Annotated in this window: 24 protein-coding genes; 2 read left to right on the top strand and 22 right to left on the bottom strand. The window is 71.6% G+C overall.

Annotated elements, in window-relative coordinates:
- Nucleotides 1–37 precede the first annotated feature (37 nt).
- The 12 genes from nuoH to IE99_RS0104115 form a co-directional block, all read right to left on the bottom strand.
- Nucleotides 38–1,378 carry an NADH-quinone oxidoreductase subunit NuoH gene (gene nuoH / locus IE99_RS0104170; RefSeq protein WP_030163838.1) on the bottom strand — a complete coding sequence of 447 codons (1,341 nt, stop codon included), beginning with the start codon at nucleotides 1,376–1,378 and terminating at the stop codon, nucleotides 38–40.
- The gene (locus IE99_RS0104165) at nucleotides 1,375–3,849 is read right to left on the bottom strand and encodes an NADH-quinone oxidoreductase subunit G (protein ID WP_084219265.1); all 2,475 of its coding nucleotides are present in this window, start codon (nucleotides 3,847–3,849) and stop codon (nucleotides 1,375–1,377) included. Before IE99_RS0104165 ends, nuoH begins: the two co-directional genes overlap by 4 nt.
- On the bottom strand, nucleotides 3,846–5,144 hold the full coding sequence (nuoF, locus tag IE99_RS0104160; protein ID WP_030163834.1) for an NADH-quinone oxidoreductase subunit NuoF: 1,299 nt from the start codon (nucleotides 5,142–5,144) through the stop codon (nucleotides 3,846–3,848). The genes IE99_RS0104165 and nuoF overlap by 4 nt, the downstream gene beginning before the upstream one ends.
- The gene (gene nuoE / locus IE99_RS28805; RefSeq protein WP_051711941.1) at nucleotides 5,141–5,923 is read right to left on the bottom strand and encodes an NADH-quinone oxidoreductase subunit NuoE; all 783 of its coding nucleotides are present in this window, start codon (nucleotides 5,921–5,923) and stop codon (nucleotides 5,141–5,143) included. The genes nuoF and nuoE overlap by 4 nt, the downstream gene beginning before the upstream one ends.
- Nucleotides 5,920–7,266: an NADH-quinone oxidoreductase subunit D gene (locus IE99_RS0104150; protein ID WP_030163829.1), complete on the bottom strand. Its 1,347-nt coding sequence runs from the start codon at nucleotides 7,264–7,266 to the stop codon at nucleotides 5,920–5,922. The genes nuoE and IE99_RS0104150 overlap by 4 nt, the downstream gene beginning before the upstream one ends.
- Nucleotides 7,263–8,009: an NADH-quinone oxidoreductase subunit C gene (locus IE99_RS0104145; RefSeq protein ID WP_030163828.1), complete on the bottom strand. Its 747-nt coding sequence runs from the start codon at nucleotides 8,007–8,009 to the stop codon at nucleotides 7,263–7,265. The genes IE99_RS0104150 and IE99_RS0104145 overlap by 4 nt, the downstream gene beginning before the upstream one ends.
- On the bottom strand, nucleotides 8,006–8,557 hold the full coding sequence (locus IE99_RS0104140; RefSeq protein ID WP_030163826.1) for a NuoB/complex I 20 kDa subunit family protein: 552 nt from the start codon (nucleotides 8,555–8,557) through the stop codon (nucleotides 8,006–8,008). The genes IE99_RS0104145 and IE99_RS0104140 overlap by 4 nt, the downstream gene beginning before the upstream one ends.
- Before the next feature lies 1 nt (nucleotide 8,558).
- Nucleotides 8,559–8,918 (bottom strand): NADH-quinone oxidoreductase subunit A, encoded by a 360-nt coding sequence (locus IE99_RS0104135; protein WP_030163824.1) that lies wholly within the window; start codon nucleotides 8,916–8,918, stop codon nucleotides 8,559–8,561.
- Nucleotides 8,919–9,156: 238 nt separating this feature from the next.
- Nucleotides 9,157–10,413: a geranylgeranyl reductase family protein gene (locus tag IE99_RS0104130; RefSeq protein WP_030163822.1), complete on the bottom strand. Its 1,257-nt coding sequence runs from the start codon at nucleotides 10,411–10,413 to the stop codon at nucleotides 9,157–9,159.
- 136 nt (nucleotides 10,414–10,549) lie between these two features.
- Complete coding sequence (locus IE99_RS0104125) at nucleotides 10,550–11,251, bottom strand: demethylmenaquinone methyltransferase (protein WP_030163820.1); 702 nt, start codon at nucleotides 11,249–11,251, stop codon at nucleotides 10,550–10,552.
- 68 nt (nucleotides 11,252–11,319) lie between these two features.
- Nucleotides 11,320–11,559, bottom strand: coding sequence for a DUF4229 domain-containing protein (locus IE99_RS0104120; protein WP_030163818.1), 240 nt, complete (start codon nucleotides 11,557–11,559; stop codon nucleotides 11,320–11,322).
- A gap of 45 nt (nucleotides 11,560–11,604) precedes the next feature.
- Nucleotides 11,605–12,555: a threonine ammonia-lyase gene (locus IE99_RS0104115; protein WP_030163816.1), complete on the bottom strand. Its 951-nt coding sequence runs from the start codon at nucleotides 12,553–12,555 to the stop codon at nucleotides 11,605–11,607.
- Nucleotides 12,556–12,811: 256 nt separating this feature from the next.
- Here IE99_RS0104115 and IE99_RS0104110 point away from each other — a divergent pair, with 256 nt between their 5' ends.
- Nucleotides 12,812–13,012 (top strand): BldC family transcriptional regulator, encoded by a 201-nt coding sequence (locus tag IE99_RS0104110; RefSeq protein ID WP_030163814.1) that lies wholly within the window; start codon nucleotides 12,812–12,814, stop codon nucleotides 13,010–13,012.
- 3 nt (nucleotides 13,013–13,015) lie between these two features.
- Here IE99_RS0104110 and IE99_RS0104105 read toward each other — a convergent pair whose 3' ends face one another.
- From IE99_RS0104105 to IE99_RS0104060, 10 genes are all read right to left on the bottom strand, one after another.
- Nucleotides 13,016–13,267, bottom strand: coding sequence for a hypothetical protein (locus tag IE99_RS0104105; RefSeq protein ID WP_030163812.1), 252 nt, complete (start codon nucleotides 13,265–13,267; stop codon nucleotides 13,016–13,018).
- 16 nt (nucleotides 13,268–13,283) lie between these two features.
- The gene (locus tag IE99_RS0104100) at nucleotides 13,284–14,174 is read right to left on the bottom strand and encodes a hypothetical protein (protein WP_030163810.1); all 891 of its coding nucleotides are present in this window, start codon (nucleotides 14,172–14,174) and stop codon (nucleotides 13,284–13,286) included.
- 120 nt (nucleotides 14,175–14,294) lie between these two features.
- The gene (locus IE99_RS0104095; protein ID WP_030163808.1) at nucleotides 14,295–14,750 is read right to left on the bottom strand and encodes a membrane protein; all 456 of its coding nucleotides are present in this window, start codon (nucleotides 14,748–14,750) and stop codon (nucleotides 14,295–14,297) included.
- Between the two features lie 140 nt (nucleotides 14,751–14,890).
- Nucleotides 14,891–15,844: a c-type cytochrome biogenesis protein CcsB gene (ccsB, locus tag IE99_RS0104090; protein ID WP_030163807.1), complete on the bottom strand. Its 954-nt coding sequence runs from the start codon at nucleotides 15,842–15,844 to the stop codon at nucleotides 14,891–14,893.
- A gap of 5 nt (nucleotides 15,845–15,849) precedes the next feature.
- Nucleotides 15,850–17,463 carry a cytochrome c biogenesis protein ResB gene (resB, locus tag IE99_RS0104085; RefSeq protein WP_245623048.1) on the bottom strand — a complete coding sequence of 538 codons (1,614 nt, stop codon included), beginning with the start codon at nucleotides 17,461–17,463 and terminating at the stop codon, nucleotides 15,850–15,852.
- 1 nt (nucleotide 17,464) lies between these two features.
- Nucleotides 17,465–18,208 (bottom strand): cytochrome c biogenesis CcdA family protein, encoded by a 744-nt coding sequence (locus IE99_RS0104080; RefSeq protein ID WP_030163803.1) that lies wholly within the window; start codon nucleotides 18,206–18,208, stop codon nucleotides 17,465–17,467.
- On the bottom strand, nucleotides 18,205–18,792 hold the full coding sequence (locus IE99_RS0104075) for a TlpA family protein disulfide reductase (RefSeq protein WP_051711939.1): 588 nt from the start codon (nucleotides 18,790–18,792) through the stop codon (nucleotides 18,205–18,207). The genes IE99_RS0104080 and IE99_RS0104075 overlap by 4 nt, the downstream gene beginning before the upstream one ends.
- Before the next feature lie 48 nt (nucleotides 18,793–18,840).
- On the bottom strand, nucleotides 18,841–19,479 hold the full coding sequence (locus IE99_RS0104070) for a histidine phosphatase family protein (protein ID WP_030163799.1): 639 nt from the start codon (nucleotides 19,477–19,479) through the stop codon (nucleotides 18,841–18,843).
- 53 nt (nucleotides 19,480–19,532) lie between these two features.
- Entirely contained in the window at nucleotides 19,533–19,823 is a 291-nt protein-coding gene (locus IE99_RS0104065) for a hypothetical protein (RefSeq protein ID WP_030163797.1), read from the bottom strand.
- Nucleotides 19,824–19,843: 20 nt separating this feature from the next.
- Nucleotides 19,844–20,740: a LysR family transcriptional regulator gene (locus IE99_RS0104060; protein ID WP_030163795.1), complete on the bottom strand. Its 897-nt coding sequence runs from the start codon at nucleotides 20,738–20,740 to the stop codon at nucleotides 19,844–19,846.
- A gap of 72 nt (nucleotides 20,741–20,812) precedes the next feature.
- Here IE99_RS0104060 and IE99_RS0104055 point away from each other — a divergent pair, with 72 nt between their 5' ends.
- Nucleotides 20,813–21,679 (top strand): dihydrodipicolinate synthase family protein, encoded by an 867-nt coding sequence (locus IE99_RS0104055; protein ID WP_030163793.1) that lies wholly within the window; start codon nucleotides 20,813–20,815, stop codon nucleotides 21,677–21,679.
- Nucleotides 21,680–21,682: the final 3 nt, after the last annotated feature.

Raw genomic sequence — 21,682 nt, 5'->3', positions numbered from 1 at the left:
GAACGAGACCCCGAACCCCTTGACCGGGTTCAGGAAATCAGTGAGTCCCACGGGTGACCTCCTCGGAACGCGTTCCGATCGTGGCCGCCCGGGCACCGGTGCCCGCGGTGCGGCCGTGGTAGTGCGGGGCGTCCAGCGGCGGCACCGGGAACCCGCCCGCGAACGGGTCGGCCGGTGCGGCGCCGGCCTCGGCCGCCGCGCCCTCCTCGCCCTCGCCGCCGCGGAGCATCTCCCACAGGATCGTGCCGCCGAGGATCGCCGCCGCGACCACGACCGTGACGATCGTGATCTGCTGCATGTCGTAGCCCTCGTTCTTGAAAGCCCGGATCGCCGCGACGAGCAGGATCCAGCCGAGCGAGAACGGCATGAGGATCTTCCAGCCGAGCTTCATCAGCTGGTCGTAGCGGACGCGCGGCAGCGAGCCCCGCAGCCAGATGAAGAAGAAGATGAACAGCCAGAGCTTCACCATGAACCACAGCACCGGCCACCAGCCGCTGTTCGCGCCCGCCCACACCGTGGAGATCGGGGCGGGGGCGCGCCAGCCACCGAGGAACAGCGTGGTGGCGAGCGCCGACAGCGTCGCGAGGTTGATGTACTCGGCGAGGAAGAACATCGCGAACTTCAGCGACGAGTACTCGGTGTGGAAGCCGCCGACCAGCTCGCCCTCACCCTCGGGGAGGTCGAACGGGATGCGGTTCGACTCGCCCATCATCGTGATCACGTAGACGACGAAGGACGGGAACAGCAGCACCGCGAACCAGGTGTCGTGCTGCGCCGCGACGATGTCCGAGGTGGACATCGACCCGGCGAACAGGAACACCGCGACGAACGACAGCCCCATCGCGATCTCGTAGGAGATCACCTGGGCGGACGAGCGGAGCCCGCCGAGCAGCGAGTAGGGCGACATCGACGACCAGCCGGCCAGCACGATCCCGTACACGCCGATCGACGACATCGCGAGCACGAGCAGCACGGCGACGGGCAGGTCGGTGCCCTGCAGCGCCGTCTGGTGCCCGAACACCGACACGTTCGGCCCGAACGGGATGATGATGAACGAGATGAACGCCGGGACCGCCGACAGGATCGGCGCGAGGACGAACACCACCTTGTCCACCTGGCGGGGGACGATGTCCTCCTTCAGCGCCAGCTTCACACCGTCCGCGAGGCCCTGCAGCAGCCCGAAGGGGCCGTGCCGGTTCGGGCCGACGCGCAGCTGCATCCGCCCGATCACGCGCCGCTCGACCCACATCGAGATCAGCACGGTGAGGACGAGGAAGACGAAGATGACGAGGACCTTGCCGCCGATCAGCCACCACGGGTCCTTGCCGAAGTCCTGCAAGGTGGGATCGGCGGCCGGGGCGGCCGCGAGCGGGCTCATTCGGTGCCTCCTGCGGGCTCGGCCGCGACCGTGGCGTCCGGTGCGGTCGCGACCTTGACGACGGCCCCCGCCGTGACGCCCAGATCGTGGTGGAGCGCGCAGCCGGCCGAGTTCGTCGGCAGCCACACCACCCGGTCGGGCAGGTCGGGGGTGAGCTCCAGCGGGAGCGTGACGGCTCTCCGTCCGGCGGAGACGGTCACCGTCCCGCCGGCCTTCGCTCCGATCTCCGCGGCCGTCGCGGGCGACAGCCGCGCGACGGCGGGCTTCGCGGTGCCGGCCAGGAACGGCTCGCCGTCCTGCATCCGGCCCCGGTCGAGCAGCATCCGCCAGGTGGCGACGAGCGCCTCTCCCTTGCCGGGGTGCGGCGCGACCGCCTGCGGGACGTTCGGCGCGTCCGGCCGCTCGCCCCGGTGCGCGCCGAGCTCGGTGAGCTCGCGGCGCGCCGCCTCCGGGCCGGGCAGGCCGAGGTGGACGTCCATCTCGTTCGCGAGGGCGTCCAGCACCCGCAGGTCAGACATGCGGCCCGCGGACTTCAGCACGACCTCGAACGGACGGCCGCGGCCCTCCCAGTCGACGAACGTGCCGGCCTTCTCAGGGACGGTCGCGACCGGCAGGATCACGTCGGCCCGGTCGGTGACGGCGCTCGGCCGCTGCTCCAGGCTGACGATGAACGGGGTCGCGTCGAGCGCCCGCAGTACGGCGCCCGGATCGGGCAGGTCGTAGGGGTCGACACCGCCGATGAGCAGCGCGCCGATCCGGTTCGCCTCGGCGGCCGCGAGGATGCCGGCCGTGTCGAGCCCAGGCGTCGCGGGGATCTCCGCGACGCCCCACGTCCGGGCGACGTCGGCCCGCGCCTGCGGGTCGGCGACCGGGCGGCCGATCGGCAGCAGGCCGGGCAGCGCCCCGGCCTCGATCGCGCCGCGCTCACCGGCCCGGCGCGGCACCCAGGCGAGCCGGGCGCCGGTGACCTGCGCGAGCCGGACGACCGCCGACAGCGCGCCGGGGCTGGTCGCGAGCCGCTCGCCCACCATGATCACGGCACCGGGGGACTCCAGCAGCGTCCGGACGTCCGCGCGCGCGGCGTCGCCGATCAGCGAGCCGAGCACCTCCGCCTCGGCGCCCGGCAGCGCCGGCAGCAGCGTCCCGCCGGTCTTCGCCAGCCCCCGCGTCGCGAACGGCGCGACCGAGTACACCTTCAGCCCGTTCTTGCGGAACGCCTTGCGGAGCCGCAGGAAGACGATCGGCGACTCCTCCTCCGGCTCGAACCCGGCGAGCAGCACCACCGGCGCGCTCTCCAGATCGGTGTAGGAGACCTCGATGGAGCGCCCGGCGACGGACGAGGCGAGGAACTCCGCCTCCTCCTGCGACAGGGGCCGGGCGCGGAAGTCGATGTCGTTGGTGGCGAGCGCCGTCCGCGCGAACTTCGCGTACGCGTAGGCGTCCTCCAGCGTGAGCCGCCCGCCGGGCAGCACGCCGACCGCGCCACGCACGGCGGCCAGCCCGGCCGCCGCGACGGTCAGCGCCTCCGGCCACGACGCCGGCTCCAGCTCGCCGTCCTCGCCGCGGATCAGCGGGTGCGTGAACCGCTCGGGCCGGGTGCCGTAGGTGAACGCCCACCGGCCCTTGTCGCAGTTCCACTCCTCGTTGACCTGCGGGTCGTCGCCGGCCAGCCGGCGGGTGATCTTGCCGCGCCGGTGGTCGGTGCGCAGCGCGCAGCCGGACGCGCAGTGCTCGCAGACGCTCGGCCGCGACACCAGGTCGAACGGCCGCGACCGGAACCGGTACGCCGAGCCGGTCAGCGCCCCCACCGGGCAGATCTGCACGGTGTTGCCGGAGAAGTAGGACTGGAACGGCCGGTCCTGCGCGGTGCCGATCGCCTCCTTGGCGCCCCGCTCGAACAGCTCGATGAACGGGTCGCCCGCGATCTGCTCGGAGAACCGGGTGCAGCGGGTGCACTGGATGCACCGCTCCCGGTCGAGCAGCACCTGGCTGGACAGCGGCAGCGGCTTCGGCCACGTCCGCTTCTTCTCCTGGAAGCGGGTCTCGCCGCGCCCGTTGGACATCGCCTGGTTCTGCAGCGGGCACTCGCCGCCCTTGTCGCAGATCGGGCAGTCCAGCGGGTGGTTGATGAGCAGGAACTCCATCACGCCGTGCTGGGCCTTGTCGGCCTGCGGCGAGGTGAGCTGCGTCTTCACGACCATGCCCGGCATCACCGTGGTGGTGCACGACGCCTGCGGCTTCGGCATGCCGCGGCCGTTGCCCGCGTCCGGGATCTCCACCAGGCACTGCCGGCACGCGCCGACCGGGTCGAGCAGCGGATGCTCGCAGAACCGCGGGATCTGGATGCCGATCAGCTCCGCGGCCCGGATGATCAGCGTGCCCTTCGGCACCTCGATCTCGAAGCCGTCGATGGTGCACGACACCATCTCGACCGACTTCTCGACCGCCGCCTCGTCGTCGGTGACGGTCACTTGGCACCTCCCCAGAGGGTCGACTTGGCGGGGTCGAACGGGCAGCGGCCCAGCTCGAAGTGCCGCAGGTACTCGTCCCGGAACAGCTTGATGGACGACACGACGGGGCTCGTGGCGCCGTCGCCGAGCGCGCAGAACGAACGGCCGAGGATGTTGTCGGAGATGTCCAGCAGGGTCTCGAGGTCCTCCTCGGTGCCCTGGCCGGCCTCCAGCCGCTTCATCATCTGCTTGTACCAGTAGGTGCCCTCGCGGCACGGCGTGCACTTGCCGCACGACTCGTGCGCGTAGAACTCCGACCAGCGCAGCACCGCACGGACGACGCAGGTCGTCTCGTCGAAGATCTGCAGGGCCCGGGTGCCGAGCATCGACCCGGCCGCGCCGACGGACTCGAAGTCCAGCGGGACGTCCAGGTGCTCGTCGGTGAAGATCGGCGTGGACGACCCGCCGGGCGTCCAGAACTTCAGCCGGTGCCCGGCGCGGACGCCGCCGGCCATGTCGAGCAGTTCCCGCAGCGTGATGCCGAGCGGGGCCTCGTACTGGCCGGGCTTCGTGACGTGCCCCGACAGCGAGAAGATCCCGTAGCCCTGGGACTTCTCCGTGCCCATCGAGGCGAACCAGTCGGCGCCGTGCTCCACGATCGAGGGAACCGACGAGATCGACTCGACGTTGTTGATGACGGTGGGCCCGCCGTACAGGCCCGCGACCGCCGGGAAGGGGGGCTTGAGCCTGGGCTGACCGCGGAACCCCTCGAGGGAGTCCAGCAGCGCCGTCTCCTCGCCGCAGATGTAGGCCCCGGCGCCGCTGTGCACGACCACGTCCAGGTCGTAGCCGGAGCCGAGGATGTCCTTGCCGAGGTAGCCCGCCTCGTACGCCTCCTCCACGGCCCGCTGGACGCGCCGGATGACGTGGAGCACCTCGCCCCGGATGTAGATGAACGCGTGGTTCGACCTGATCGCGTAGGAGCTGATGATGACGCCCTCCACGAGGACGTGCGGGTTCGCCAGCATCAGCGGGATGTCCTTGCAGGTCCCCGGCTCGGACTCGTCCGCGTTCACGACCAGGTAGCGCGGGTTCGGGCTGCTCGGAGGCAGGAACCCCCACTTCATGCCGGTCGGGAAGCCCGCGCCGCCGCGACCGCGCAGGCCCGAGTCCTTGACGGCCTGGACGATCTCGTCCGGCGCCATCGTGAACGCCTTGCGCAGCGCGCGGTACCCGCCCTCGCGCTCGTAGCCCGCGCGGGTGAAGGAGTCGGCCTGGTCCCAGTTCCTCGTGAGGACCGGTGTCAGTGTCGTCACTGGTTGCGCCCCTCCTGGCTGCCGGGCTTCACATCGCCGCCGATCGGCTCGCCCGGCTCGTTCGGCGGCGGATCGGTGATCTCCCCCGCCCCCACCGGCTCATGCGGCTGCTCGCGGTCCTCGTCGGGGGACGGGGCCGTCCAGCCGCGCTCCCTGGCGAGCTCCAGACCGCGCAGCGACTCCGGTCCGGCCGGGACGCCCTCGTGCGCCCGCCCGTCCGGGAACCCGGCCAGCACCCGCGCCGCCTGCTTCCACGAGCAGAGCGATCCGGCGCCGCGCGAGGGCGCGACGTCCTTGCCGGCGCGCAGGTCGTCGACCAGCCGCTTCGCCTTCTCGGGAGTCATGTTGTCGAAGAACTCCCAGTTGACCATCATCACCGGCGCGAAGTCGCAGGCCGCGTTGCACTCCAGCCGCTCCAGGCTGATCTTGCCGTCCGGCATCGCCTCGTCGTGGCCGACGCCGGTGTGCGCGGTCAGCTCGTCCCAGATCTGGTCGCCGCCCATGATCGCGCACAGCGTGTTCGTGCAGACGCCGACGTGGAACTCGCCCATCGGCGCGCGCTTGTACTGCGAGTAGAACGTCGACACGCCGGTGACCTGCGCCGGGGTGATGCCGAGCGTCTCGGCGCAGAACTCGATGCCGTCCTGCGTGATGTGCCCGTCCACCGACTGCACCAGGTGGAGCATCGGCAGCAGCGCCGACCGCGGCCGCGGATACCGTCCGATGATCTCCTTGGCGTCGCGTTCGAGCCGTTCGCGGACCTCGGGTTCGTACGTCATCGGTCCACTCCCCCCATGACCGGGTCGATGCTGGCGACCGCGGCGATCACGTCGGCGATCATGCCGCCCTCCGCCATCGCGGGCGCCGCCTGCAGGTTGACGAAGGACGGCTCCCGGAAGTGCACCCGGTACGGGCGCGTCCCGCCGTCGCTGACCACGTGCGCGCCGAGCTCGCCGCGCGGCGACTCGACCGGCGCGTACGCCTGCCCCGCCGGGACGCGGAAGCCCTCCGTCACCAGCTTGAAGTGATGGATCAGCGCCTCCATGGAGGTGCCCATGATGTGCGCGATGTGGCGGGGCGAGTTGCCCATGCCGTCCGCGCCGATCGCGAGCTGCGCCGGCCATCCGATCTTCTTGTCCTCGATCATCACGGGGCCCTTGACCGTCTGCAGCCGGTCCAGGCACTGCTCGACGATCTTCAGGGACTCCTCCATCTCGGCCATCCGGACGAGGTAGCGGCCGTACACGTCGCAGGTGTCCTGCGTCGGGACGTCGAAGTCGTAGGTCTCGTACCCGGAGTACGGCTGCGACTTGCGCAGGTCCCACGGCAGCCCGGTGGCGCGCAGGACGGGCCCGGTGACGCCGAGCGCCATGCAGCCGGTCAGGTCGAGGTAGGCGATGTTCTTCGTCCGCGCCAGGTAGACGGGGTTCTCGTCCATCAGCTTGCGGAGCGCCTGGATGCGCTTCGGCATGCGGTCGAGGTAGTCGCGGATCTTGGTGAGCGCGCCGCTCGGCAGGTCCTGCGCGACACCGCCCGGCCGGATGTAGGCGTGGTTCATCCGCAGGCCGGAGACCTCCTCGAACAGGTCGAGGGTGTACTCGCGCTCGATGAAGCCGTTCAGCATCACGGTCGTCGCGCCGAGCTCCAGCCCGAACGTGGCGATCGCGACCAGATGCGAGGAGATCCGGTTCAGCTCCATCATCATCACGCGGATGATCTGGGCGCGCTCCGGGATCTGGTCGGTGACGCCGAGGAGCTTCTCGACACCGAGGCAGTACGTCGCCTCGTTGAAGAACGGGGCGAGGTAGTCCATCCGGGTGCAGAACGTGGGGCCCTGCGCCCAGGTGCGGAACTCCATGTTCTTCTCGATGCCGGTGTGCAGGTAGCCGATGCCCACCCGGCACTCGTTCACCGTCTCGCCGTCGAGGGTGAGGATCAGTCGCAGCACCCCGTGCGTCGACGGGTGCTGCGGGCCCATGTTGACGACGAGTCGCTCGTCGCCGGACTCCTCGGCCCCGGCCACGACCTGGTCCCAGTCCTGGCCGCTGACGTCGTAGACGCGCCCCTCCGCGGCCTCTTCGGCGGCGTAGGCGTCGTACTCCGTGTACTTCGCGCTGGTCATACGTACGACCTCCGCTCGTCCGGCGGCGGGATCTCCGCTCCGCGGTACTCGACGGGGATGCCGCCGAGGGGGTAGTCCTTGCGCTGCGGGTGGCCGACCCAGTCGTCGGGCATCTCGATCCGCGTCAGCGCCGGATGGCCGTCGTAGACGATCCCGAAGAAGTCGTAGGTCTCCCGCTCGTGCCAGTCGGCCGTCGGGTAGACCGGGACGAGCGACGGCATGTGCGGGTCGGCGTCCGGGCACGACACCTCGAGCCGGACCCGCCGGTTGTGCGTGATCGACAACAGGTGGACGACCGAGTGCAGCTCGGCGCCCTCGTCCTTCGGGTAGTGGACGCCGGACACGCCGGAGCACATCTCGAAGCGCAGGGACGGCTCGTCCCGCATCTTCCTCGCGACGTCGAGCAGCCGCTCGCGCTTCACGTGGAAGGTCAGCTCGCCCCGGTGGACGACGACCCGCTCGACCGCGTCGCCGAAGTCGGGCAGGACGCGCTCCAGCTCGTCGGCGATGTCGTCGAACTCGCCGGCCTCGGCCGTCCCGCCGGGGCCGCCGTAGGGGCGCGGCGCCGACACCTTCGGGCTCTGCCGGACGACGAGCCCGCCGTAGCCGGAGGTGTCGCCGGTCGTCTTCGCGCCGAACATCCCCATCCGGGCGACGGGCTGCTCGCGCCGCTCCTCCTCGGTGTGCGCGGGCAGCCGGTCGGCGGCCTGCTCGGCCTGCTGCTCGGGGTTCTGCGAACTCACTGCTGCGCCCCCTGTCCGAGCAGCGGCAGCTGGCGGCGCTTCGCCTCTTCCAGCTCCTGGATCTGCTTCACGCGCTGCGCGCCGAGCTTGGTGTTCTGGATCTTGTCGTGCAGCTTGACGATCGCGTCGAGCAGCATCTCCGGCCGCGGCGGGCAGCCCGGCAGGTAGATGTCGACCGGGACGATGTGGTCCACGCCCTGCACGATCGCGTAGTTGTTGAACATGCCGCCGGACGACGCGCACACGCCCATCGCGATGACCCACTTCGGCTCGGTCATCTGGTCGTAGATCTGCCGCAGGACCGGCGCCATCTTCTGGCTCACCCGTCCGGCCACGATCATCAGGTCGGCCTGCCGCGGCGTCGCGGACGCGCGCTCCATCCCCCACCGGGAGAAGTCGTGCCGGGGGTCGCCCGACGCCATCATCTCGATCGCGCAGCAGGCGAGGCCGAACGTCGCCGGCCACACCGAGGCCTTCCGGCCCCAGCCCGCGAGCTGCTCGACCGTGGTCAGCAGGAACCCGCTGGGGAGTTTCTCCTCTAGACCCATGTCAGTCCCACTCCAGACCACCGCGCCGCCAGATGTAGGCGTACGCCACCAGCACGGTGAGGATGAAAAGGACCATCTCCACAAGACCGAAAATCCCCAGCCGGTCGAAGGCGACCGCCCAGGGATAAAGGAAGATGATCTCGATGTCGAAGACGATGAAGAGCATCGCCGTCAGGTAGTACTTGATGGGGAAACGCCCGCCGCCCACCGGCTGCGGCGTCGGCTCGATACCGCACTCGTAGGCCTCGAGCTTGGCCCTGTTCCACCGTTTCGGCCCGGTGACCGCGGCCATCGCCACCGATCCGGCGGCGAAGGCGAAGGCCAGCACGCCGAGAACGATGATCGGAACATAGAGATCCATGCCTCTACAGCCCCTCCTCGGTACGTACGACGTTGTACGGGGCGGGCCCTCCGTGGCCGGGGGCCGCGCTCGGCGCGCCACCCGGAGGACGCGCCACGGTGGCTTCACCTGTGCCACTCACGTGACATGCGCCACGGACACAGGTGACCACCCTAGCCAAGGTGACCAATAGCACTCCCCTCAGGGGGTCGTTTCATGGCCCCCCACCTCTGAATTCATGAGGCGCGCCGTACCCAGCTCATGCTGACGGAGCCACCTTCTGCATCGCGTTGATGATGCGGTCCATCGCGTCGCCGCCCTTGGGGTCGGTGAGGTTCGCGAGGAGCTTCAGGGTGAAGCGCATCAACGTCGGGTGGGGCAGGCCGTGCGAGGTGAGGAACTTCATCACCCGCGGGTCGCCGATGGCCTGGACGAACACGCGGGCCAGCGTGAAGTAGCCGCCGTGCTCGTCCTTGAGGATCCGGGGGTACTCGTACAGTGTCCGCTCGCGCTGCGCGGGGGTGCGGCGGCCGAGCGCCTGCACCATGATGTCGGCGGCCAGCCGGCCCGACTCCAACGCGTAGTCGATGCCCTCGCCGTTGAACGGGTTGATCATCCCGCCGGCGTCGCCGACGAGCAGCAGCCCGCGCGCGTAGTGCGGCTGCCGGTTGAATCCCATCGGGAGCGCCGCGCCGCCGACCTTGCCGGCCGCGTGCTCCTCGTCGAACCGCCATTCCGGCGGCATCTGCGCCGTCCAGCGCTTCAGCATGCCGCGGTAGTCGACGTTCTGGAACGACTTGCTGGTGTTGAGGAGGCCGAGCCCGACGTTGGACGTGCCGTCCCCGACGCCGAACACCCAGCCGTAGCCGGGCAGGAGGCGCTCGCCGTCCCAGAGCTCGAGCCACGCCTCCATGTAGTCGTCGTCGTGGCGGGGGCTCTCGTAGTAGCGGCGGACGGCGACGCCCATCGGCCGGTCCTCGCGCCGCCGCACGCCCATGGCCAGGGACAGCCGGGTGGAGTTGCCGTCGGCCGCGACGACGAGCGGCGCGCGGAACTCGACCTCCTCGCCCTCGTACCGGGCGGTGACGCCGATGATGCGGTCGGTCCGCTCGTCCAGGATCGGGCCGGTCACGTTGCAGCCCTGCAGCAGCTGCGCGCCGGCCTTCGCGGCGTGCTCGGCGAGCAGCTGGTCGAGGTCCGTCCGCTTGCGGACGAGACCGAAGTCGGGGAAGGACGCCAGCTCGGGCCAGGGCAGCTCGATCTTCACGCCGCCGCCGTAGATGCGCAGGCCCTTATTGCGTCCCCAGCCGGGGTCGTTGACGTCGACGCCCATGGAGATGAGGGCGCGGACGGCGCGGGGGGTGAGCCCGTCGCCGCAGATCTTGTCGCGGGGGAACGTCGCCTTCTCCAGCAGCAGCACATCGAGACCTGCCTGGGCGAGCCAGTAGGCGGTCGACGACCCTGCGGGGCCGGCCCCGACGACGATGACATCGGCGTGTCGGGTGGAGTCGGTCACGGTGTTCCTCGTTCGCTCGTGAGCTTGTGAAGTGCTTCACAAGCCGCCGGTGGGGAGTCTATTCCTATATCGCGGCCCGTGGGTACACCTCCCCCGCCCTGGGTTGGAGCGGTCCGTAGGCGACCAGGCGTCCGGATTACCCCGGATTGACCGCGTGATGCATCGCCGCGACCCCGAACGTGAGATCGCGCCAGCGCACCTTCGTCCAGCCCGCCTCCTGGATCAGCCGGGACAGCCCCGCCTGGTCGGGCCACGCGAGCGTCGACTCGGCGAGGTACCGGTAGGAGTCGGGATTCGAGCTGACCCGCGCCAGCAGCGGCAGGCCGTACTTCAGATGCGCCTTGTGGCCGAGCGCGAGGACGGGGTTGCGGGGGTGGCTCACCTCGCAGACCAGCAGCCGGCCGCCCGGCTTCGCGACGCGCCGCAGCTCGCTCAGCGCCCGCACGGTGTCGGCGACGTTGCGGAGCCCGAAGGAGATGGTGACGGCGTCGAACGAGGCGTCCGCGAAGGGCAGCCGCAGCGCGTCGCCGGCGACGAAGCTCAACCGGTGGACGCCCGCCTGCCGGCGCACCCCGACGCGCAGCATGCCGAGGGAGAAGTCGCAGGCCACGGTGTCGGCGCCGGCTTCGGCGAAGGGCACGGAGGACGTCCCGGTGCCGGCCGCGAGGTCGAGGATCCGCTCCCCGGGCCGCGCGTGCACCGCCCGGACCACCTCCCGCCGCCACCGCCGGTCCTGGCCGCCGGTCATCAGCGTGTTCAGCAGGTCGTACCGCTCGGCGGTGCCGTCGAACATCGCCGCGACGTCGGCGGGCTTCTTGTCGAGAGAGGCGCGGGTCATGGCACCCACCATAGGAGCAACCCGGCGCGGCACGGGGCACCGGGGCGGCGGCGGTCAGGCGCCTCGCGTCAGGCGTCTTCCTTGGTGCGCGCCTCCTGGAAGCGGCGGCGCCGCTCGCCGATGCCGCCGGCGACCGCCGCGGACATCCGGTCCCGCTGCCCCGACAGCAGGACGAAGCTCACCACGCCGCTGATCAGCAGGGACAGCAGCAGCAGCAGGTACCCGCGGGCGCCGAACAGCGCCAGCACGCCGGCGGTCGCGGCGAGGATGCCGAGCCGGGCGAGGGTGTAGAAGAGAACGGAACTCATGGCCCTCCGAGCGTACCGGCCCCTCCGCGCGGCGCTGCAGCGGCCTCAGCGGAGGACCTCCTGGAAGAGGGCCGGGTCGACGTTCCCGCCCGACAGGACGGCCACGTACGTCCGTCCAGGAGGGAGTTCCTTCTTACGGAAGAGATAGGCGGCCGTGGCCGTCGCGCCACCCGGCTCCGCGATCAGCCGCGCGTCCCGGGCGAGCCGGCGCATCGCCAGCCTGATCTCATCCTCGGTGACCGTGACGATGCCGTCCACGTGCGCCCGCATGTGCGCGAAGGGGAGGTCGCCGACCCGCTGGACGCGCAGCGCGTCCGCGATGGTCCTGCCGGTCTCCTCGGCCGGCCACGTCACCGGGTGCCCGAGCCGCAGCGACTCCCGGGCGTCCGCGGCGAGCTCCGGCTCCACACCGATGACCTTCGCCTCCGGGCGCAGCGCCTTCACCGCCGCCGCGACGCCGGCGATCAGCCCGCCGCCCGACACCGGGACCAGCACCACGTCCGCGTCCGGCCGGTCCCGGACGATCTCCAAGCCGACCGTGCCCTGCCCCGCGATCACATCGGGGTCGTCGAACGGCGGGATCAGCGCCAGCCCGTGCGCGGCGGCGAGCCGTTCGGCCGTCTCCAGCCGGGCCACCGGGTCCACGTAGACGATCTCGGCACCGAGCGCGATGCAGGCGTCCACCTTCACAGCGGGCGTGGTGTGCGGCATGACGAGCACCGCCGGGATCCCGAGCGCGCGCGCCGTCCACGCGACGGCCTGCGCGTGGTTGCCGCTGGAGTGCGTCACGACGCCGCGCTCGCGCTCGCGCCGGCCCAGCCGGGAGATGGCGTTGTACGCGCCGCGCAGCTTGAACGCGCCGACCGGCTGGAGCGACTCGGGCTTCACGAGCAGCCCGCCGTCCCCGGGGAACGGCACGAGGGGCGTCCGCACCGCGACACCCGCGAGCCGCTCGGCGGCACGTTCCACTTCCGGCAGGCCAACGAGATCGGGCATGTTTCGCAGACTATTGGTTGGCCGGGCGCCGCTGTTAACGAGCATGTGAACGCTGCGTACCGGGCGGTACACGACGCGTCCATCGTGATCAGGGTGACATGTGCGTCCAATGCCCTGTTCACATGCCGTCATACGAGCAGGTCACACAATTACGGACCGTGATCTTTTCCGAAAACAAGGGAGAAATCGGTCTTGACCCGCCACACTGTAAACCAGTCCACCCGCATCCAGAGCGGGACAAAGGGGGAGAGAGAACGTGGAGAGCACGAGCGAGCGCCTGCTCACACCAGGAGAGGTCGCCGCCCTCTTCCGGGTCGACCCGAAGACGGTGACCCGCTGGGCCGCGGCGGGCCGGATCAGCAGCATCCGCACTCCGGGGGGCCACCGCCGCTTCCGCGAGTCCGAGGTCCACGCGCTGCTGCGCGGCGAGGAGCCGATGGCGGAACCGGCCCGCTGACCGCTACGGCCGGTCCTGGTCCTTCCACTCCTCGAAGCGACGGAGCAGATCCGCGTCCTCGTCCCGCCAGCGACGCCGCCTCTCCGCCATCTCCTCCTCGGTCAGCGACTGGCCGAGGAGCCGGTCATAGTCGGGATCGCCGGGGGCGACCTCGACATACGCGTCCGCGATGAGCCGCCCCTCGTCCTCGCCGGACTCGGTGAGGACGCTGTGGGGCACCCGCAGGGTGCCGTCGGGGAGCCGGATCACGTACATCGTCGAACCACCCTCGTCAGATCCCGTATCTGCGGTTGAAGAACAGCATGACCTCCAGGGCCGCCCGGATGTTGCCCGCGAGCATATCCACGAGCGCGGGCCGCTGCCGGGACGAGATCGCGGCGAACGCGTCGGCGAAGAACTCCCGCCGCCCGAGCGCTTCGGGCTGTTTGTGGAAGTCGCTCGACAGATACGGCAGGCACTGCTCGTACAGTTCCCGGAAGGCCGCGCTGTCGGACGTCCACTGCCCGTCCCCGCCGTCGATGTCGTCGAGCGCGTGGCCCACCTCGTGCAGCATCACGTCCGGGGTGGGCGACGGGCGGTCCCCGACGACGATCTTCCGGTCGCCATAGGCTCCGGCGCAGATGTCCCAGGTGGCCCGTCCACTGGGCAGCGGACGGCCGCGCAGATGGCCCATGTCGTCGAGGTGGGGAACCCCGCCGGGCCCGACGTAGATGCCGTCCAGCCCGCCGGCGAGCTTCTCCTTCAAGGGCTCCGGCAGCCCCGCGAGGCTGTCGACCGCGCGGATCACCTCGGGTGTCGGCGGCCCCTGCCGCGCGTCCCACTGCCGGTAGAGGATGTCCTCGAGGACCCCGCAATTGCGCCGCCCGTCGGCGGCGTGCGGCGTTCCCGGCGGATAGGGCTCCACCCGCGGCGGCCCGTCGTCGAGTTCGAAGTCCCGCCAGGAATAGTCCGGCGCCCTGCGCGGCCGGGGCACCCCTTCGAGGGCGGCGACGCCGTCCACCAGGGCGAACGCGTCGTCCCGTCCGGCCTTGCGGAACCGCCCGAACCGGTCGCGCGGCTGACCGCCGCGCGGCCGCACGGCCTCGGGCGGCGACGACGCGTACTCGCCGCCCCGGACCTTCCGGGACTCCCGGGTCTTGCGGTGGACGCCCTTGAACCGCATCAGGCTCCTCAGTCGACGGACCCCCCGAACGCCGGGCCCCCGGAGGCAGGGTAAACCTCAACCCGACACGCCGTCATCCCCGCAAGTCACCCGACGGTCAGAGCCCGGGGCACGCGCTGGTCAGGCACCGGTCGTCGAGCCCGGACGGACGATCATGAGGACGGTCACCACGGCCCAGAGGACGTTGAAGGCGCCGGCCGCCATCGCGAGCCGTGCCGTGGCCGAGCGGTCCACGGCCTCGGCCGCCTCCAGGCGGGTGAGGACGGTGTACTGGCCGGGCAGGACGCGGAAGGCGAGTACGGCGGCCGCGGCGGCCGTCAGGAGGATCGAGACGATCAGCCACGTGTCCGTCAGGACGCCGAGGCTGCTCGCGGTCGCGAAGCCGAAGACGGGCACCGCGATGCCGATCAGCGCGTAGACGCGGCAGATGCGGTGCAGGAGCCGGACGGTGCCGACGTCGCCGCCAGGCTCCTGAGCGCCGCGCGCCGCCGGGGGGAACATGCTGGCCGCCACGGTCACCGGGCCGATCGCGATGATCGCCACGAGCACGTGGACGGCGAGGAGGAACTTGGTCACGGCGCCAGGCTAAGGATCACGCCGGGCGTGCCCCATGGCCTGGAGAGCCAAGCATCACTCGATTCCGGCCACCCGCACGACGAGGCCCCGCGCACGGCGAGGCCCCCCGCGCGATGCGGGGGGCCTTCCGTCGAGCCGCCTCAGGCGTACGAGTGCATGCCCTGGAAGATGTAGTTGACGCCGAAGAAGTTGAAGAGGAGGGCGGCGAAGGCGATCAGGCAGAGGATCGCGGCCTTCCGGCCCTTCCAGCCCGCCGTGGCGCGGGCGTGCAGGTACGCCGCGTAGATCACCCAGGTGATGAAGGACCAGATCTCCTTGGGGTCCCAGCCCCAGTAGCGGCCCCACGCCTCGTCGGCCCAGACGGCGCCCATGATGATGGCGGCCGTCCAGATCGGGAACGCGAACGTGGTGACGCGCATCGCGAGGGTGTCGAGGGCCTGCGCGGACGGCAGGTGCGCCAGGGCGCCCCCGCCCGCGGCGGCCCTCGCCTCGGTGCGGATCTTCACGAGGTAGAGGATCGTCGCGACGCCGGAGACGGTGAACGCGCCGGTCGCGACGATCGCGGCGGTGACGTGGAGGGCGATCCAGTACGAGTTCAGGGCCGCCGTGACGGGGCCGACGGAGTCGTACAGCCAGATGTTGGCGACGCCGAGCGCGATGACGGCGGCGAGCATGACGAACGCGCCCAGGAAGCGCGCGCCGAAGCGCCACATCACGATGACGAAGGCGGTGACGGCGGCGAACGCGATCGCCGTGAGGAACTCGTACATGTTGCCCCACGGCCAGCGGTCCGCCGCCAGGCCGCGGGTCACGATGACGCCGAGGTGCGCGGCCCAGCCGAGGACGCTCACCAGGACGGCCAGGCGCGCCCAGTCGACGCGGCGCGGCGCGTCGGCGGAGGGCTCGTGGTCCTCGGCGGCCTCCTCGACGTCGGGGCCGCCGGCGCCGGCGAGGACCTTCGACCGCTCCTGGACGGCGGCCCTGCGGCGGCCGAAGCCGAGGTCGGCCGCGTAGGCGTACAGGGCGACGATGTAGAGGACCACCGTCGTCAGCATGAGCTTGTCGCTCAGGTTCGCGAGGTCGGCGTTGCCCACGCTCGTCACTCCTTGTTCTGCGTTGCGGGGTGCTCGTCCCGGAGCGCGGTCACGATGTCGTCGAACTCCGTGGTCGGGTTGCCGAGCGTGAGACCGCCGACCTCCACTACGGTACGCCCGGCCTCTCCGGCGCCCGCACGGACCCACACCCTGCGGCGCCGCACCATGAAGGACGTGGCGACGCCGGCGACGGCGAGGATCGCCGCGATGAGCGCGGGGATGCGCCCGGGGTCGTCGTTGACGGACAGGCTCGTCCACTCCTTGAGGCCCTCGAAGGTGATCGATCCGGCGCCGTCGGGCAGCGTGAGGGTCTCGCCGGGTTCGAGCAGCTTGGAGCCGCCCTTGACGGGCTGGAGGGTCTTGCCGATGCCCTCCAGCTTGTAGACCGACTGGGGGGTGCCCGAGTCGAGGCCGATGTCGCCCTTGAACGAGGAGATGGTGACGACGGGACGGACCGGGGCGGGGAATCCGGAGACGATCTGCTTGCCGTCCTCGGACGCGACGGCGGTGGGCCACAGGATCCCGTAGAAGGCGAGCTGGTCGGGCCGCGCGTCGGGGGCCTTGATGACGCCCTCGGACGTGAGGTTGCGGTTCTCCATCGGCAGGAACGGCACCGCGTCCCGGTAGGCGATGTCGCCCTTGGCGTCCCGGACGGTGAAGACGGGCGCGTAGCCGTGGCCGAGCAGGTAGATCTTGGCGCCGCCGAGCTTCAGCGGATGGTTGATGCGCAGGTCGTGGCGCTTCTCGGCGGCGCCGGGCGTGGCCCGGTAGCGCACGTCGGCGCTGAAGTGGGTGGCCTGGCCGCGCTTGTCGCCCTTCAGCTCGTACGTCGCCTTGAAGTCGTCGAGCGTGATGGCGAAGGGGTCGAGGTCGTCGGCGCCGAACAGGCGTCCGGGCGTGAACTCGTCGTACTGGTTGAGGGAGTTCGCGAACGACCTGCCCTCGGTCAGGACGATGTTGCCCCGGTAGCCGAGCAGGTTGCCGACGCCGAGCGCGAACAGGAGCCCGAGCAGGGCGAGGTGGAACAGCAGGTTGCCGGTCTCGCCGAGGTAGCCCTTCTCGGACGCGGCGGAGCCGTCCGCGACGTCGACCCGGAAGCGGCGGCCCTTGAGCACGGCGCGCGCGGTGGCGAGCACCTCGTCGGGGGACGCGTCGGTCTCGAACGTCGCGGACTGCGGCAGCCGCGACAGGTTGCGGGGCGCGGCGGGCGGGCGCGCCCGCATCGACCGGTAGTGCACGCCCGCGCGCGGGATGACGCATCCGGCGAGGGACACGAAGAGGAGGAGGTAGATCGCGGCGAACCAGGGCGCGGCGAACACGTCGAACAGCGAGAGCCTGTCGAGGACGGGCGCGAGGTCCTCGTGCTCCTTGAAGTACAGGGCGACCTTTTCGGGCGCCTGCCCGCGCTGCGGCAGGATCGAGCCGGGCACGGAGCCGAGCGCGACGAGGAACAGCAGGATGAGCGCGGTGCGCATGGTGGTGAGCTGCCGCCACGCCCAGCGCAGCCAGCCGAGGGGCCCGAGGCCGGACGGGCGCGGCGCCTCCGGCGGGGGCCGCCGTTCGGCGACCGCCTCGCTGCCGGTGTCGGCGTCCGTTTCGAAGTCGGTGATGTCGCTCATATCAGATAACCGGTTCGAAGCCGCTGATCCACGACTTCAGCTCGATGGTCAGGTCGCCCCACAGCCCGCTCACGAGCAGGACGCCGAGGAGGACCAGCATGCCGCCGCCGATCCGCATGACGAGGGGGTAGTGCCGTTTCACGGCTCCGAACGCGCCGAGCGCCCGGCGGTAGGCGATCGCGGCGGCGACGAACGGCAGCCCGAGCCCCACACAGTACGCCAGGGACAGCAGCGCGCCCCGTCCGGCGCTCGCCTCGGTGACGGCGAGGGTCTGGACGGCGCCGAGCGTGGGGCCGATGCAGGGCGTCCAGCCGACGCCGAACAGGACGCCGAGGACGGGGGCGCCCGCGAGTCCGGCGGCGGGCAGCCGGTCGGCCTTCAGCGTGCGCTGCAGGCCGGGGATGAAGCCCATGAACGCGAGACCGAACACGATCGTCACGGCGCCGAGGACGCGGGTGATCGGGTCCTGGTACTCCAGCAGCCAGCGGCCGAGCCCGCCGAACAGCACGCCGTAGCTGACGAACACGACGGTGAAGCCGGCGACGAACAGCGACGCCCCGGCGAGCAGCCGGCCCCGCTTCTGCTCGGCGAGGTCGGCGCCCGTCATGCCCGTCACGTACGACAGGTAGCCGGGAACGAGCGGCAGGACGCACGGGGACGCGAACGAGACGAGCCCGGCGAGGGCCGCGAGCGGCGCCGCCGCCAGCAGCGACCCGCTGGTCACGGTCTCGCTGAGGCCGCTCACTTTTCCGCGCGGACCTTGGCGACGAGCGGGCCGAGCTTGGAGTACGTCGTCGCGCCGATGATGCGGGCGGCGACCCGGCCGTCCCGGTCCAGGACGAGGGTGCTCGGGATCGCGCTGGGCGGCACGGCCCGGAACGCGAGCGTGACGCGGCCGTCGGCGTCGAACAGGCTCGGGTACGTCACCTTGAAGCTGCGCTCGAACGCCTTCGCGTTGTCCTTGGAGTCCTTGAAGTTGACGCCGAGGAACTCGACGCCGTGCGCCTTGTTGTCCTGGTGGACCTGCTCCAGGGACGGGGCCTCGCCGCGGCAGGGCGCGCACCAGGACGCCCAGAAGTTCACGACGGTGACCTTGCCCCTGTAGTCGGCGAGCCTGATCCGCCCGCCGCCGAGGGCCTCGCCGGTGACGTCCTGGACGGACTTGCGGTCGCCCGGCCCGTACTCGGTGACGTTGCCGTCGCCCGCGATGAAGCGGTCGCCGTCGCCGTCCGGGCCGCCCGCGGCGTTCGTCCCGGCGCAGCCCGCCAGGAGGCCGCACAGCGCGGCGGCCGCCAGGACCGAGCGGGTACGGGTGATTCGGGGGCTCAACGGACCCTCCAACTACTACAGGACGTAGTACACAACGTAGCGCTCCGGTCAGGCGCCCGCGACACTGGGACCCTTGGCGATCCCGGCGGCGGGCTCGGCGTAGGCGACCTCGACGAGCCGGCTGCCCTCGAACGTCAGGCTGGTGACGCTCGCGAGGCCGCATTCGCGGCGGGCCGGATGGTGCCAGAGCCGGCGCCGCTCGGCGTGCAGCCGCAGGATCCAGATCGGCAGCTGGTGGCTGACGCACACCGCCTCGTGCCCGCGCGCCGTCTCCCGCGCCCGGATCACCGCGCGGCGCATCCGGGCCGCGAGCTCGTCGTACGGCTCGCCCCAGGACGGCTTGAACGGGTTGACGAGGTGCCGCCAGTGCTCGGGCCGGCGCAGCGACCCGGCGCCCACGCCGAACGTCAGGCCCTCGAACCGGTTCCCGGCCTCGATCAGCCGATCCTCCACCGTCACGGGCACGTCGAACGTGTCCGCGAGCGGCGCGGCCGTCTCCAGCGCCCGCTGCATCGGCGAGGAGAACAGCGCGGTGACGTCCCGTGTGGAGAACCATTTCGCGGCGGCCTTGGCCATGAGGACGCCGTCCTCGCTGAGCCGGTAGCCGGGCAGCCGCCCGTACAGGATGCCCTCGGGGTTGTGCACCTCACCGTGCCGCAGCAGGTGAACGATCGTCTTGTCACTCATGGCCTGGTCAGATTACCCGCGCCACCGGGCGTCCCCGTCCGCCGGGCGGGGGCTCAGGCCGTCCAGGAGTGGCGCTCCAGGAATCGGCGGTCGCCGGACGCGTACTCCTGGAAGGCCCGCCGCATCTCCTCCAGGTCGCCCAGGCGGGTGCGGTAGAGGCGGCCCTGGACGCGCGCGTGGCGCGAACCCGGCGCCGTCACGTCCGCACCGGGGCGGACGCGGCGGAGCTCCTCGGCGAAGGCGGCCACGCCCGGATGCGGCTCCACGGCCTCCACATCGGTCGCGGCGGCCCGCTCCACCGTGACGGGCGCGGGCTCGTACCAGACGACCAGCTCGAACATCATCCCCCCATGATCCCAGCCGATCAGGCCGGGACGGCGGCGCGGAGGGCGGTGACCGCGGCGCGGATGGCGGGGCGGCGGGCCGCCTCCTCGCGCCACACGACGAAGATGCGGCGGGTCAGCGGGGCCGACAGCGGGACGATCGCGACGCCGGGCGGGACGTCGCAGCGGCCGAGCCGGGGCAGGATCGCGTTGCCCGCTCCGGCGGCGACCAGCGCGAGCTGCGACGGGAACTCGTACGCCATGTGGTCGATGCTCGGCTCGGCCTCGACGGCGCGAAGCGTCTTCAGCAGCCAGTCGTGGCAGATGCTGCCGATCGAGGACGCGATCCACGGGTCGCCGGCGAGCTCCTTCAGCGCGACCGCGTCCCGCCCGGCGAGGGGATGCCCGGCGGGCAGCGCCGCGTCCGCGACGTCGTCGCAGACGAAGCCCCTGCACAGGCCCTCGGGGACGGGCATCGGGTCGTTGTTCCAGTCCTGGACGACGGCCACGTCCAGGTCGCCGCGCGCCACGAGGCCCATGCTCTGGGCGGGGTCCTCCTCGCGGACGACGACGCGCAGGTCGGGATGGTCGGCGCGGAGCCGGCGCAGCGCGCCCGGCATGAGGCCGCGCATCGCGGTCGCGAACGTGGCGACGGTGAGCTGCCCGACGACGGAGCCGCGGTGCGCCTCCAGGTCGGCCTGGGCCTGCTCGACGAGGGAGAGGATCCGGTCGGCGTGGGTGACCAGCAGCTCGGCGGCGTCGGTGAGCCGGACGCCCCGGCCGTTGCGTTCGAGGAGCTTCTGCCCGGTCTCGCGCTCCAGCTTGGCGAGCTGCTGGGACACCGCCGAGGTGGTCACGTGGAGCACGTCGGCGGCGGCGCTGACCGAGCCGTAGGTCGCGACGGAGTGCAGGGCGCGCAGCCGTTCCAGATCCAGCATGAAGCAACCCTAAATCGACTCATCAAGAAGTTCTACCTTGTTCTAAAACAAGGGGCGGGCCAGGATCCTCGCATGGACGGAATCCACGCATCGCTCGTCACACCGTTCACGCCCGCCGGCGAGGTCGACACGGCGTCGCTCGAACGGCTGGCGTCGCACGCGCTCCGGGGCGGCGCGTCCGGGCTCGTCGCGCTCGGCACGACCGGCGAGCCCGCCACCCTGGACCCGGAAGAGCGCCGGACCGTCCTGGAGGTGTGCCGCGCGGTGTCGGCCGAGCACGGCGCGCCGCTGATCGTCGGCGCCGGGACGGCGGGCACCGCCGCCTCGGTCCGGGACGCCCGCGAGGCCGCCGCGTACGCCGACGCGCTGCTGGTCGTCGTCCCGTACCACCTGCGCCCGTCGGACGACGGCGTCATCGACCACTTCGCCGCCATCGGCGCCGCCGTGGACGTGCCGCTCCTCCCGTACAACATCCCGTACCGGACGGGGAAGCACCTGTCCGGCGACGCCCTCGTCCGCCTGCTGGGGCTCGACCGCGTCGCGGGCCTGAAGCACTGCCCCGGCGCCATCGACGACGACACGCTGACGCTGCTGGCGGCCCGCACGGGCAAGGCCGTCCTGTGCGGGGACGACGCGTACCTGTACCCGATGCTGCGGCTCGGCGCGTCCGGCGGGATCACCGCGTCGGCCTGCCTCGCCCCGGAGACCTACGCGGCCCTGGACGAGGCGGCCCGGAGCGGGGACTCCAGCCGGGCCCTCGCCCTGCACGACGCCCTGCTGCCCCTCGTCCGCGCGCTGTTCGCCGAGCCGTCGCCGTCGGTGTTGAAGGCATGCCTGGCGGAGGCCGGACTGATCGACGACCCGTCCGTGCGGATGCCGATGAAGGCGCCCCGCGAGGAGTCCGTCGCGGCGGCCATGGCGGCGCTGCGGACGCTCTGAGCC

It is taken from the genome of Spirillospora albida, from assembly GCF_000718255.1.
Classification (GTDB): Bacteria; Actinomycetota; Actinomycetes; order Streptosporangiales; family Streptosporangiaceae; genus Spirillospora; species Spirillospora albida.
The sequence above is the reverse complement of the archived record's forward strand: the minus strand, read 5'-3'. Positions and strand labels throughout refer to the sequence as shown.